The organism is Pseudomonas sp. NPDC087690 (genome assembly GCF_044743175.1).
Classification (GTDB): Bacteria; Pseudomonadota; Gammaproteobacteria; order Pseudomonadales; family Pseudomonadaceae; genus Aquipseudomonas.
This window is the reverse complement of the sequence record NZ_JBIUVX010000024.1, coordinates 16,446-29,417: the sequence shown is the minus strand read 5'-3', so window position 1 is coordinate 29,417 and position 12,972 is coordinate 16,446. Positions and strand designations below refer to the sequence as shown.

10 protein-coding genes and 1 pseudogene are annotated in these 12,972 nt (G+C 59.1%); 7 read left to right on the top strand and 4 right to left on the bottom strand.

What is annotated here, in order from left to right; genetic code table 11:
* Window position 1 precedes the first annotated feature (1 nt).
* From ACIPIZ_RS20155 to ACIPIZ_RS20125, 7 genes are all read left to right on the top strand, one after another.
* Entirely contained in the window at window positions 2-1,570 is a 1,569-nt protein-coding gene (locus ACIPIZ_RS20155) for an FGGY-family carbohydrate kinase (RefSeq protein ID WP_401166971.1), read from the top strand.
* Between the two features lie 241 nt (window positions 1,571-1,811).
* Window positions 1,812-3,101 carry a phospholipase gene (locus ACIPIZ_RS20150; protein ID WP_401166968.1) on the top strand — a complete coding sequence of 430 codons (1,290 nt, stop codon included), beginning with the start codon at window positions 1,812-1,814 and terminating at the stop codon, window positions 3,099-3,101.
* Window positions 3,102-3,148: 47 nt separating this feature from the next.
* Window positions 3,149-5,107 (top strand): DUF1302 domain-containing protein, encoded by a 1,959-nt coding sequence (locus tag ACIPIZ_RS20145; protein WP_401166965.1) that lies wholly within the window; start codon window positions 3,149-3,151, stop codon window positions 5,105-5,107.
* Window positions 5,108-5,270: 163 nt separating this feature from the next.
* Window positions 5,271-6,644 (top strand): DUF1329 domain-containing protein, encoded by a 1,374-nt coding sequence (locus ACIPIZ_RS20140; RefSeq protein ID WP_401166963.1) that lies wholly within the window; start codon window positions 5,271-5,273, stop codon window positions 6,642-6,644.
* 164 nt (window positions 6,645-6,808) lie between these two features.
* Window positions 6,809-7,288, top strand: coding sequence for a hypothetical protein (locus ACIPIZ_RS20135; RefSeq protein ID WP_401166960.1), 480 nt, complete (start codon window positions 6,809-6,811; stop codon window positions 7,286-7,288).
* 215 nt (window positions 7,289-7,503) lie between these two features.
* Window positions 7,504-7,749, top strand: coding sequence for a FitA-like ribbon-helix-helix domain-containing protein (locus ACIPIZ_RS20130; protein ID WP_122853669.1), 246 nt, complete (start codon window positions 7,504-7,506; stop codon window positions 7,747-7,749).
* Complete coding sequence (locus ACIPIZ_RS20125; RefSeq protein WP_064387854.1) at window positions 7,746-8,165, top strand: type II toxin-antitoxin system VapC family toxin; 420 nt, start codon at window positions 7,746-7,748, stop codon at window positions 8,163-8,165. Before ACIPIZ_RS20130 ends, ACIPIZ_RS20125 begins: the two co-directional genes overlap by 4 nt.
* Window positions 8,166-8,478: 313 nt before the next feature.
* Here ACIPIZ_RS20125 and ACIPIZ_RS20120 read toward each other — a convergent pair whose 3' ends face one another.
* The 4 genes and pseudogenes from ACIPIZ_RS20120 to rimJ form a co-directional block, all read right to left on the bottom strand.
* Window positions 8,479-9,192: a methyl-accepting chemotaxis protein gene (locus ACIPIZ_RS20120; protein WP_371042694.1), complete on the bottom strand. Its 714-nt coding sequence runs from the start codon at window positions 9,190-9,192 to the stop codon at window positions 8,479-8,481.
* Between the two features lie 144 nt (window positions 9,193-9,336).
* Window positions 9,337-10,263 (bottom strand): annotated as a pseudogene (locus ACIPIZ_RS20115) (methyl-accepting chemotaxis protein); the annotation flags it as partial.
* A 351-nt stretch (window positions 10,264-10,614) separates the two neighbouring features.
* Entirely contained in the window at window positions 10,615-12,054 is a 1,440-nt protein-coding gene (locus ACIPIZ_RS20110) for an ArnT family glycosyltransferase (protein ID WP_401166957.1), read from the bottom strand.
* 67 nt (window positions 12,055-12,121) lie between these two features.
* Window positions 12,122-12,709, bottom strand: a complete 588-nt coding sequence (gene rimJ / locus ACIPIZ_RS20105; RefSeq protein WP_253480221.1) for a ribosomal protein S5-alanine N-acetyltransferase — start codon at window positions 12,707-12,709, stop codon at window positions 12,122-12,124.
* Window positions 12,710-12,972: the final 263 nt, after the last annotated feature.

Here is a 12,972-nt window from a genome sequence, read left to right as displayed (position 1 = left end):
CATGGATAACCACCCGAACAAGCGTTACCTGCTGGCCATCGACAACGGCACCCAGAGCGTGCGCGCGCTGCTCTTCGATCTGCAGGGCAATCTGCTTGGCAAAGGCAAGGTTGAACTGCAGGCGTATTACTCGACGCAACCGGGCTGGGCCGAGCAGGATCCGCAATATTACTGGGCGAAGCTCGGCGAGGCGTGTCAGCAAGTCTGGGCGCAAACCGGCATTGATCGTTCGCAGATTGCTGGCGTTTCCCTGACCACGCAGCGCGGCACGGTGATCAATGTCGATGCCGAGGGCACGCCGCTGCGCCCGGCGATTCTGTGGCTTGATCAACGGCAGAGTGAAGTCGCGGGCGGGATCAAAGGGCCGTGGGGCTGGTTGTTCAAACTGGTCGGCGCGCAGGGCACGGTGGATTATTTTCGCGCCCAGGCTGAGGCCAACTGGATTGCGCAGCATCAGCCAGACGTGTGGGCGGCGACCGACAAGTTTTTGCTGCTGTCGGGGTTTCTCACCCATCGACTGTGCGGACGTTTTGTCGACTCGGTGGGTTGCTGCGTTGGCTATCTGCCGTTCGACTTCAAACGGCTGAAATGGGCCGCGCCGAGTGACTGGAAATGGCAGGCGCTGGCGGTGCGCCCCGAGCAATTGCCGACCCTATACAAACCCGGTGAAACCCTCGGCCACATCACCGCTGAAGCGGCTCGCCACACCGGCATTCCCGAAGGCTTGCCGCTGATTGCGGCTGGCGCTGACAAAGCTTGTGAAGTGGTCGGTGCTGGCGTGGTTGATGCGGGTACGGTGTGCCTGTCCTACGGCACCACGGCGACGATCACCAGCACCCGTTCGCGCTATCTGGAAATCGTCCCGTTGATTCCGCCGTACCCCTCGGCAGTGCCCGATCAATACAACTGCGAGGTGATGATCTATCGCGGTTACTGGATGGTCAGCTGGTTCAAGAACGAGTTCGGTCTGCGCGAGATGCAGCAGGCCAAAGAGCAGGGCATCGAGCCGGAGCAACTGTTCGATGCACTGGTCGATGCCGTTCCACCGGGATCGATGGGTTTGATGCTGCAGCCGTACTGGTCGCCGGGGATTCGTGAACCGGGCGTCGAGGCGAAAGGCGCGATGATCGGCTTCGGCGATGTGCACACCCGTGCGCATATTTATCGGGCGATTCTTGAAGGGTTGGCGTATGCGTTGCGCCAGGGCATGGAGAATATCGAGCGGCGTTCGAAGGTGTCGGTCAAGCGTTTGCGCGTGGCCGGTGGCGGCTCGCAAAGTGATGCGGCGATGCAGCTGACGGCGAATATTTTCGGCCTGCCGGCGGAGCGTCCGCATGTGTATGAGGCGTCGGGTTTGGGCGCGGCGATTTGTTGTGCGGTGGGGTTGGGGCTGCATGCGGATTTTCCTACGGCCATCGCGGCGATGACCCGCGTCGGCGCGGTGTTCACCCCGCAGCCCGAAGCGCAGAAGATCTACCAGCAACTGTACAAAGAGGTCTACCTGCGCATGTACCGCCAACTCAAACCGCTGTATCAAAGCATCCGCAAAATCACCGGCTATCCCGTTTAGCTGACCACCACAAATCCCCTGTAGGAGTGAGCCTGCTCGCGATAGCGGAGGGTCAGCCAACATCTATCTGACTGACACACCGCTATCGCGAGCAGGCTCACTCCTACAGGGGGCGGTGGTGTTTTTGATATCGGGTATATGGCGCCATCGGAGAACTTTTCTGGTGAGATCGGACAGTGTCAGCGGCGGGGTCGGTTGTTAGGCTCATCCCCCACGGCACCGCCAATAAGAACGAAAAGCAATGAAGCTGACCTTCCTCCTGTTGCTGCTTTATGCAACGGCCCCGAGCGCCTGGGGCTGGTCGAACCATACGGTGGGCAGCTATCTGGCATTGCAGGAACTGCCGGCGTTGCGCGATGCGCCACCGGTGGAAGTCGAGCCGCTGGAAACCTTTCTTGCGCAGCAATACGAGGCCGTGAGTGCACTGCTGGAGGAACAGGAAACCTTCGCCCGCGAGCACTTCGCCCAATATCCACCACGCCCCGACGCGCTGAAATTACCCGCCTCGCCGAGTGACAATCTGCGCCACGACTTCCTTACCGCGTTGCGCATCAATCCGCAGATTCATCTGGCGATGGTCATTCAGCCATTGCCCGGCAAAGACCTGCCCGAACGTGAGCATTTGCAGGCCAATCAAGTCATGGTCGAGCAAACCCTTTCGCCGTGGAATCGCCAGCGCTTCATCGTTGTCGCCGAGCACGAAAAAGTCGCCCCGCTGGCCGTGCTCGCCAGTGCTGCAGACGAGCCGGATTACGGCCACGACATCAACCTGTTCAGCGACAACCCCGGTGCAGTCGGCGCGCTGTATGGCTTCGGTCCGCAACCGTTCGGCGATGAGCGGTTTCAATACAGTTCTCAAGCGCCGTTCCACATGGGCTTTTTCCATGAAAGCCCTGTGGTGTGCGCCGCTGCCGGTTTCCTCGAACGCAGTTGGCCGGACTGGCGCGCGTATCAATACATGGGGCTGGCGCGCCTGGCGTTTGCCAACGGTCATCGGTACTGGGGCTATCGCTTTCTCGGCTGGGGCCTGCACCACATTCAGGACCTGACCCAGCCCTATCACGCCAAGCCGTTGCCCGGCGTCGACCTCGCCAATCTCCTGCTGCTGGAAGGTAAGGCCATCGCCGGTTTCGCTGAGGACAAACAGGCCTCGATCGAGCGCGTCGCCACCCGGCACACGGAGGTGGAGAAGTACCAGTCAACCTGGCTGCGCCGCTTGCTGCGCGTCGGTCAGCCGCATCCGATGCTCGACGCTTACGTCGATGTCGCCCAGGACAAACGCTATCCGCCGTACTCGGTGGACTACCTGCGTGAAGTGGTCAGCGCCGAGTCGGTCGACGATTCCGCAGCTTTCGACGAGGCCATCGGCCAGTGGCTTGCAACGGCGCCAGCGACCAGTGATTTCAGCAGCGGCAATCAGCTGCAACGGGAAAATTTCGACCATCCGGCGCTCAATCAGCAGCTGTTCAAATTGCTCGGCCATTTCGCCGCGCACAGCCGGATTTACGTCAGCGCCGGATTGGCGCCGTAACGCAGCAACGCACACCACAACAATAAAAAACAGGGAAGGAGGAACACATGATCAACTCTCGATTGCGCCTGACGGGCGCGGCGCTCCCCGGTGTCGGCCTGGCCGGGTTGCTGCAACTGTGCGCAGTCGATGGCGCGCACGCAGTGGAGTTCAGCGTGCTGGACAAACAGGTCACCGGCTCGTTCGACACGACCTTGTCCTATGGCCGTTTGTGGCGGGTGCAGGGCCGCGACAAAAGCAACGACGACGTCAACACCAACGACGGCAATCGCAACTTCGATACCGGGCTGGTTTCCGAGGTGTACAAGATCACCTCCGAGCTTGAAGCCAACTATCAGAACTACGGCGTGTTCGTGCGCGGCACCGCGTTTTACGACACGCAGCTGATGGACAAACGCAACAACTACTACGACAACAACAGCCCCTCGCAACCGAGCCAAAGCTACCCGCAGGACGATCATTTCACCAGCCAGACCCGCGACATCGCCGGCAGCCGCATCGAGATGCTCGACGCCTACGTGCATGGCAGTTGGGACGTTGCGCAGATGCCGGTGACCGCGCGCGTCGGTCGGCAGGTGTTCAACTGGGGCGAGGGGATTTTCTATCGCGGCGGGATCAACACCACCAACCCGGTGGACGCCGCCAAGTACCGCTTGCCCGGCGCCGAAGTGAAGGAAGTGCTGGTGCCGGTCGAGGCGCTGAGCTTCAACATCGGCCTGACCGATTCGCTGACGATGGAGAGTTTCTACCAGACCAACTGGAAGGAAACCCGCATCGATCCGGTCGGCACCTTCTACTCGCAAACCGACCTGTTCGCCGATGGCGGTAACACCGGTTACAACAACTTCAGCGGCACGGCGCTCGATACGCCGGTGCCGGGGTTTGGCAATGTCATCGGTTTGTACAGCGCGCTGGGCAACAATCCCTTGTTGAGTTCTGCGCTGCAAAGCACGGGGTTGTACGCCAACGGCGTGACCCCGACCTACGGCAATACGCTGAAAGTGGCGAGCATCGGCAAGGACTACAACGCGCGCAACGACGGCCAATTCGGCTTCGCGTTTCGCTACATAGCCGAGCAGCTCAACAGCACCGAGTTCGGTTTGTACATGGTCAATTACCATGCCAAGGAACCGACCATTGCAGCAGATCTGGGCGGCTACCAAGGCATCGACATGAATGCCCTGACCAACCTGCTGTCCGGCGTCGCAGGTGATCAGGCCGGCGCGCTGGCCAATGGTCTGGCCACCGCTGATGTGATGGGCAATATCCAGGCGCATCGGCGTTACGCCGAAGACATCCGCATGTACGGCTTCAGCTTCAACACCACGCTGGGCGAGGCCTCGGTGTTCGGTGAAATCGCTTATCGGCCGAACCTGCCAATCGGTGTCGCGGCGACCAACGATTTGATCGGTGACCTGGCCAACGGAGCTGCCGTGGCGGTAACGGGGCGGTCGATCAACGTCGGCGGGCAGATGGTCAACCTCAACAGCGAGATCAACAACGCCGAACGTGTCGAAGCGTTCAACACCTCGCTGGGCACTATCTACAACTTCGGCCCCACGGCTTCGTTCGACTCGCTGTTCGGCATCTTCGAACTGGCCTCGGAACATCTGCGCGGCAGCAGTCTGCAATACACCGCTTATGACGGCACGAACCGTTATTACGCCGGCACCGGTAACTATTCCTATGTGTCGGGCGGTGATCGCGACGATCAGGTCAACCGTGATTCCTACAGCTACACGGCGATGCTCAACGGCACCTGGAACGACGTGTACGCCGGGGTCAACGTCTCGCCTTACATCGTTTACAAGGACGATTTCGAGGGCAACAGCTATCAGGCCGGCAACACCATCGAAGGTCGCAAGGCCTACACGCTGGGGATCAAGGCCAACTACCAGAACAAGCTCGAAGCCGAACTGCAATACACCGAGTTTTACGGTGGCGGGCAGAACAACGGCATCCGCGACCGCGACAACGTCGGGCTCAACCTCAAGTATTTCCTTTGATACCCAGAACACAGGTGCACCCCCTGTAGGAGTGAGCCTGCTCGCGATGGCGGACTTTCAGTCGCAGTAGTTTTTGCCTGATACACCGCTATCGCGAGCAGGCTCACTCCTACGGGGGATCTGCGGTGATTTGCAGACCTCACTCCCATTTCGGAGATTGATCATGTTTCACAACTCACGATTGACTAAGGCTTCGCTCGGGCTTGTTCTAGGTCTGGCAACCGGCAGCGTTTTCGCCGCCATCACCCCACAACAAGCCGAGCAACTGAAAACCACCCTGACCCCCATGGGCGCCGAGCGGGCCGGTAACGCCGCCGGCACCATCCCAGCGTGGACCGGCGGCATCACTCAAGCCCCGGCCGGCTACAAACCCGGCCAGCATCACCCCGATCCGTACGCAACGGACAAACCGCTGTTCACCATCACCAAAGCCAATCTCGACCAATACAAAGCCCACCTCAGCCCCGGCCAGATCGCCCTGTTCAACAGCTACCCTGACACCTTCCAGATGCCGGTCTACCCGTCACGCCGTTCGGGTTCAGCGCCGCAGTGGCTGTACGACAACACCCTCAAGAATGCGACCTCGGCCAAGCTGCTCGAAGGCGGCAGCGGCTTCTCCGATGCCTACGGCGGCGTACCATTCCCGGTGCCCAAGGACGGCGTTGAAGTGCTGTGGAACCACATCACCCGCTATCGCGGCATCTACGTCGTGCGCCGCGCTTCCGAAGCACCGGTACAGCGCAACGGCAGCTTCGCGCTGGTGACCTCGCAGCAGGAAGCCCTGTTCAACTACTACCGCCCGAACGGCCAGTTCGCCGACCTGAAAAACATCCTGTTCTACTACCTCGCCTTCGTGAAAAGCCCGGCGCGACTGGCCGGCGGTGCCGCACTGGTGCACGAAACCCTCGATCAACTCAAAGATGCGCGCCAAGCCTGGATCTACGACGCCGGCCAACGCCGCGTGCGCCGTGCGCCGAACCTCGCCTACGACACGCCAATCGCCTCCTCCGATGGCCTGCGCACCGCCGACGACACCGACCTGTTCAACGGCTCGCCGGATCGCTACGAGTGGAAGCTCAAGGGCAAACAGGAAATCTACATTCCCTACAACAACTACAAAGTCGCCAGCCCCGAGGTGAAATACGCGCAACTGCTCACCCCCGGCCACCTCAACCCGCAATACACCCGCTACGAACTACACCGGGTCTGGGTCGTAGAAGGCAACCTGAAACCGGGTTCGCGGCATATCTATTCCAAGCGTGTGCTGTTTCTCGATGAAGACAGCTGGGGCGCGGCACTGGTCGATCAATACGATGGACGAGGGGAGTTGTGGCGGGTGTCGATGGCCTACCTGAAAAACTTCTACGACCTGCCGACGACGTGGAGTGCGCTGGATGTGTTCCACGATTTGCAGGCGCGGCGTTACTACGTGCAGAACCTTGATAACGAAGAAGCGGAGACCGTGGATTTTGCGCAACCGGTGCCGGAGGACGCTTACTTCATGCCGTCGGCGTTGCGCCAGCGCGGCACGCGGTAATGGTCAGACGTTGCGCCCGAAATGCGCGTATCAACAGTGGATTTTAATCGCGATTGAGTCTTTCGAACTGTCAGTTCTAACAGGTCAAAAGACTCTTTACTTGCAGCATGCTGCTCTTGCGCCGATACCGGTGTGGGCGTTGGGCAGAGCGAGAGGTGGACGATATGGATGCTGATCAGGCAAGTAAAGCATCGCGTGGCACGATGAAAGGAATGGTTCAGAGTTACCGGGGAGGTGATGACCAGTTAGTTGACGAGTTCAGATTTGAATCGACACTGGTTCACCGATTTGACGACCAGGGCATTGGATTGATCGTTTCGGGAGATATAGATAAGCCACGCAACGCGCAGATTTACGTGGCTTTTAAAAATGACCGTCAGCCCAGTGGCAAATTTTCTTTTCCAAATGCAGAGATCAAGCATCTGGTGTTTATCGACGGCGAGTTTTACCCAACATACGGGGCGCGTGCCGGTGAAGTTGTATTTCAGAACAAGGATGGACCGGATGTGCCGACCGGGTTGAGCGTCAATGGCAAATTGACGTTCACGACCGAATATATCGGCAACAAGTATTTCAAAGTCGAGGTGATATTTGCTGTTGAGGGTTTGACTAAGGGTAAAAGGCCGCGCCAGCACGGGCACTGATCAGCGGCTGCTTTTGTGTATCGCATTGGCCAAGTGTGGGAGCCTGCTCGGGAAGATGTTGGTACAGCCACTATTTATGTGGCTACCATCTGCTGCAGTTGACCACCCAAGCGCGCCAGTCGAAATGAGAGTGGCCGCTTATACGATCACCGATTTTTAGCCAGAAAGGATGTGCTAGCCTGCAATCAATGATTTCATTGATTGCAGGGGGCATCATGGCCAGCATTACAATTCGAAACCTTGATGAAAAGCTCAAGGAACAACTGCGCATCACCGCGGCTCACAATGGGCATTCCATGGAGGAAGAGGCTCGACTTATTTTAGGCCGAGCTCTGACGACGATAGACCGTGCCGGTGGTCTTGGCAGCCGAATCCGCGACAGATTCAGTGCTGTCGGCGGAATAGACCTCGATTTGCCGGAGCGTTCAGAAAAAGCCACTGCGGTGGATTTCTCTGAATGATAGTGCTTGATACCAACGTTCTATCAGAGTTCATGCGAACCGAGCCTGAGACCCGGGTGCTCGCCTGGGTTGATGCGCAACCCGCGATGGAGCTGGCAGTGAGTGCCGTGACCGTGGCAGAAATATTTCACGGTATCGCTCGGCTGCCTTCCGGAAAGCGCAAACAAAAACTTGAGGCCCATGCGATGGCGATGTTCGAAGAAGACTTTGCCGGACGTATTTTGTCTTTCGACGCTCATGCCGCTGTCGAGTACGCAACGCTTGTTGCAGATTGCGAATCAAAAGGCCGCGCGGTTTCGATGGCCGATGCGCAAATTGCTGCGATCTGCCGAACCCATGGCCTCCCCATAGCTACCCGTAACGTGAAGGATTTCGAGTTTAGCGGTGTAGAGATGATTAACCCGTGGGCAGCTTGAGCATCACAAAAGCGAGGTAGATAGCCCCTGAAAAAGCTCGCTACCCACATGGCACTGTAGGAGCTGCCGAAGGCTGCGATCTTTTGATCCTGCTTCAGATTGTTCAAAAGCGAAGATCAAAAGATCGCAGCCTGCGGCAGCTCCTACATTAGGCGGAGTTTTTTCCGGGGCATCGGGGTGACAGGCCTGACGCAATCGCGGGCAAGCCCGCTCCCACAGTTCATGAGTCGAACACAACATCTGTGAACGACTCAAAACCCTGTGGGAGCGGGCTTGCCCGCGATTGGTTTTTTGCTTCAGCGCTGTAAGAAGATCAAACGCGGAAGTGGCTGACCATCTGCTGCAACTGACCACCCAGACGCGCCAGTTCAACACTCGACGCCGCTGTTTCATCACTCGCCGCAGCTGTCTGTTCTGACACGTCGCGTACGTTGATGATGCTGCGGCTGATCTCTTCAGCCACGGCGCTCTGTTGTTCAGCAGCGGCGGCGATCTGCTGGTTCATCGACTGGATGTTCGACACCGTACGGGTGATGTTTTCCAGTGACGCGCCGGCCTTGCGCGTCAGGGCGACACTGCTGTCGGTCAGCGCGCGGCTGTTGCTCATTACCGCCGAAACCTGCTGGGTGCCATTCTGCAGACCGGCAACCAGGCCTTCGATTTCTTCGGTGGACTTCTGCGTACGCTGGGCCAAGCCACGAACCTCGTCGGCGACCACGGCGAAACCACGACCGGCTTCACCGGCGCGCGCTGCTTCGATCGCGGCGTTGAGAGCGAGCAGGTTGGTCTGTTCGGCAACGGCCTTGATCACGTCCATGACGCTGCCGATCTTGTCGCTTTCCTGTTGCAGCACGCTCATGGCTTCGGTCGAGCGCACCACTTCGCTGGCCAGACGCTCGATCTGGGCGATGGCTTCGTTGACCACTTTGTCGCCTTCACGGGCTTCGCCGTCAGCGGCGGCAGCGGCTTGCGAGGCTTCTTCGGCGTTGCGCGCGACTTCCTGCACGGTGGCAGTCATCTCGTGCATCGCGGTGGCGACCTGATCGGTCTCGACTTTCTGGCTGTTCACACCGGCGCTGGTCTGCTCGGTCACGGCCGAGAGTTCTTCGGCGGCGCTGGCGATCTGGGTGACGCCGTCGCGGATGCCGCTGATCAGGTCGCGCAGGGTCACGCCCATGCGCGCGATGCCTTGTTGCAGCACACCGAGTTCGTCGCGGCGGGTAACGGTGACGTTCTGGGTCAGGTCGCCGCTGGCGATGCGCTCGACCACAGCCAGGGTTTCCTGCAGTGGACGGGTGATCTGACGGGTGATGATCACCGCAGCAATCACGCCAACCAGCAGGGCGAGCAGGGTGCTGATCAACTGGAAGGTGCGCGCCTGGGCACTTTCGATGTCACGACGGTCGAGCTGGATCTGGTACAGCTGCTCGCTCGTGGTGACGATGGCGGCGCCTTGATCGGTCATTTCCTTACGGGCTTGCACCGCATCGGTGTTGGCGTTTTTATAGGCCATCAATGCGCTGCGATAGTTGACGAGTGCGGTTTCCAGCTGACGCAGCGCTTCTTGCTGCGAGTCAGCAAAATGCACGTTCAGTTGCTTGAGGCTGGCAATGGCGGCGTCAATCTGGCCGATGGCTTTCTGTTCGGTTTCGGCATTGGTGGTGGCGGTGTAGCCACGCACTTCGTAGCGCGCGAGGATGAACGCTTCCTTGGCGGCGGTGATCGCCTGGAACTGTTCGAAACGCTGTTCGCTCATGTCCATCTGCTGCACGCGTTTGCTGATCGACTCGATCTGGTTGTACGCGGTCTCGGCACTCACGCTCATGCTGTCGCGGGCGCTGTTGCCGGTGCGATAGGCGTTGCGCATTTTGTTCAGCGACGTCTGGTATTCAGCGATGGTCGCTGCCTGCTCCTTGAGCAGTTTGACGTTTTCCGGGCTCTTGAAACTGTTGATGAGCTTCTGCTGCTGCGCGGCAAAGCTTTCGAGGGTGGTCTGCACATTCTGTGCGGCGGTTTCATCGCCATTGGTCAGCATGTACTGCAGGCGCACCACGCGCAGTTTGGTCAGACCGGCATTGAGCTGGGTGATATCGCTCATCCAGTTGCTGCGGTCGATCAGGCCACCGAGGCTGGTCCAGCCTGTCAGGGCCAGCACGCAGGTCAGGGCCAGCACCAGGCCGAAGCCCAGGCCCAGTTTCATGTTCACGCTGATGTTGCCGAACCAGCTATTCATCAAAAATCCTCCAGAAACGTTGGGTTTCTTGTCGTCGGTTAGGCTGGAAGATTGTTGTTTTTTTGAGCCAGCAAGGGTGTTAGCAGGTCTGTATCGGCCGCAAATCCGAGAGCTGAAAGGTTTTTGTCCGACAGAATTTGTAACAGCCCCGCTGAGGCTCTTTTTCATTGAGGGTTCAGGGGCGTGCCTGCACGAGATGATCGTGTAGCGTCTACCTCAATAACCGACGAAGTAATAAGCCTGCCGCCCGACCCTCAGGGTCTTGAGCACTTTCAACGGTGCGACAGGTTCGCGGTCTGCCGCCATGACGGCGACGTGGGATGGCGAGGCTGCGAGGAAGTCTTTCAGTTGCGCGTCGGTATCCAGACCTTTCAGCACCTGTCGGGTGTAAAAAACGCTGGCGCCGCCGACGCGTTCATTGGCTTGAAACAACGCAACTTGTCGACCTTCGGCTTGCAGCATTTGAATGTGTTCGTTCAACGGCAGGAACGATAACTTTTTGTCGGCGTGGGGCAGCGCCCATTGCGCAGCCGCGAGATAACTGCCGATCACCAGCGTGAGTACGCCGACTGCCAGTGTCTGACGGTGCCGGGCGATTCGGCCTACCAATCGATTACCGGATTCGTACTGCTTCAATCGCTCGAACAGCACGCAGGCATACTCCGCTGCGATCACTGCGGCGGCCGGTGTCATCGACATCAGGTACACCATGCGTTTGCTCGAAGCCAACGTCAGCATGACGAATTGCGCAACGACCCACAGGCTGAAAAACAGCAGATAACGATTGGCCTTGAGCTGTTTGCGGAAATGCCACAGCCCCAGATACACCAGAATGTTCCACGGCAAAAACGCTTGCGGCAACTTGGCGAGGTAGTAATGGAACGGCTCGTAATGCCCGGCCTCGACGAACGACCCGCTGAAGCGTCCGACGCTGTTGGTCAGCAACACTTCTCTGACCGCTTGCGCACCGTCATGCTGATAAAGCACAACCAGCCAGATCAATAGCGGAATCAGCCCGATCAAGGTCAACAATCCCGGTCGCAACCAATCAGCGATCTTCAGGCGTTTATCGATCAAGGTATCGGCCAACAGATAAGCAAAAATCACCACCCCCGGCATCGCCAGCCCCAGGACACCCTTGCTCAATGTGGCAATGGCGATCCCGATGACAAACAGCAGCGAGTTGCCGGCGGTCGATGCACGTTGCGCCTGAAAAAACGCCAGCAATGCCATCGTCACGCCGAGGGCCAGCAGCGCGTCTTCGCCGACGCCGCGCACGTTGCTCCAATAACTGGCCATGGTCGCCAGCAAAATCCCCGCCGTCCACGCGATTCGCTTCGGCCGCTCGAAACCGCGCAACATGCCGTAGAGCACCATCACGCTGAGCATTCCGGCCACCGCCGACGCCAGCCGCACCGACCACGGCGATACGCCGAACACGCGCATGGCGCCAGCGTCGAGCCACAGACTCAGCGGTGGTTTTTCCAGAAATGGTTCGCCGAACAGGCGCGGCGTTACCCAGTCATTGTCCAGGTGCATTTCCATGGCGATCCCGGCGACGCGGGCCTCGGTGGAGCCTTGCAACTGATGACCGCCCAGCGCGAAGAAAAACAACAAGGCGGCAAGCAGAAACAGCGAAGGGGCGGCACGCGACATGGTTTCAGGCTACCGAAGGGGGCGGGAGCTCGAGCATACGTCGCCATTGCTGAACAAATCGTGAAGCTCACACCATGGGGCGTGACCAGCGCTTTTCCGGCGTTTCGAATGCGGGATTGACCAATGACGTCAGCACATGATCCTGCCAGCGCCCGGCAATGTTCAGGTAGGCCTTGGCATAACCCTCCCGCTCAAACCCCAGCTTCTCCAGCAGCCGCGCGCTGCGTTCGTTGCCGGGAATGTAGTTGGCCATGATCCGGTGCAGGTTCTGCGTGTCGAACATGTAGCCAATCCCGGCCTCCAGCGCTTCACGCATCAAACCCTGGCCCTGATGGGCTTCGTCGATGTGGTAACCGAGGTAACAGGCCTGAAACGCGCCGCGAATGATGCCACTGAAATTGCACGCGCCGATCATCTGCTCGCCATCCGGAGTCAACAGCGCGAAATGCATCGCCAGCCCGGCCTCAAAGGCGCTGGCCTGAATCTCCAGGCGGCGGCGAATCTGCTCGGTGGAAAAATATTCAGTGGTGCGGATCGGCGACCAAGGGGCGAGGTGGCGCAGGTTGCGTTGGTAGAACGCACTTTCGAGGCCGGCCTGATCCGGAGCGAGAATCGCCAGCGTCAGGCGTTGGCAGGGCAGGGACAGCAGCGGCATCGGGTGCTCCTGGGCGAAGGATCTACCGGCAGCGTCGCGCAATTGTCCTGGTGACGGCAAGTCGTGTTGAATTTCAGGCAAAAAAAAGCCCGCGGGAGAGCCGCGGGCGAACCGTAGTTTCTTGAATGAGCGGGTGGACTTTACAAGGTTGGGCCGCGTAGCTGCAGTGAAGAAAAATTCATATCGATGTGCGGTCTCGACGCTGATGCACCGGCATAAAAAGGCAGACCGGCAGCCAGTCGACCTGCGCACGTTTCACCCAG

Bases quoted from the DNA above. Each gene is read 5' to 3' on its own strand.
- ACIPIZ_RS20135 (WP_401166960.1), top strand. From the start codon at position 6,809: ATGGATGCTGATCAGGCAAGTAAAGCATCGCGTGGCACGATGAAAGGA.
- rimJ (WP_253480221.1), bottom strand. From the start codon at position 12,709: ATGCCGCTGCTGTCCCTGCCCTGCCAACGCCTGACGCTGGCGATTCTC.
- ACIPIZ_RS20145 (WP_401166965.1), top strand. From the start codon at position 3,149: ATGATCAACTCTCGATTGCGCCTGACGGGCGCGGCGCTCCCCGGTGTC.
- ACIPIZ_RS20130 (WP_122853669.1), top strand. From the start codon at position 7,504: ATGGCCAGCATTACAATTCGAAACCTTGATGAAAAGCTCAAGGAACAA.
- ACIPIZ_RS20140 (WP_401166963.1), top strand. From the start codon at position 5,271: ATGTTTCACAACTCACGATTGACTAAGGCTTCGCTCGGGCTTGTTCTA.
- ACIPIZ_RS20120 (WP_371042694.1), bottom strand. From the start codon at position 9,192: ATGCACGAGATGACTGCCACCGTGCAGGAAGTCGCGCGCAACGCCGAA.
- ACIPIZ_RS20110 (WP_401166957.1), bottom strand. From the start codon at position 12,054: ATGTCGCGTGCCGCCCCTTCGCTGTTTCTGCTTGCCGCCTTGTTGTTT.
- ACIPIZ_RS20150 (WP_401166968.1), top strand. From the start codon at position 1,812: ATGAAGCTGACCTTCCTCCTGTTGCTGCTTTATGCAACGGCCCCGAGC.
- ACIPIZ_RS20155 (WP_401166971.1), top strand. From the start codon at position 2: ATGGATAACCACCCGAACAAGCGTTACCTGCTGGCCATCGACAACGGC.
- ACIPIZ_RS20125 (WP_064387854.1), top strand. From the start codon at position 7,746: ATGATAGTGCTTGATACCAACGTTCTATCAGAGTTCATGCGAACCGAG.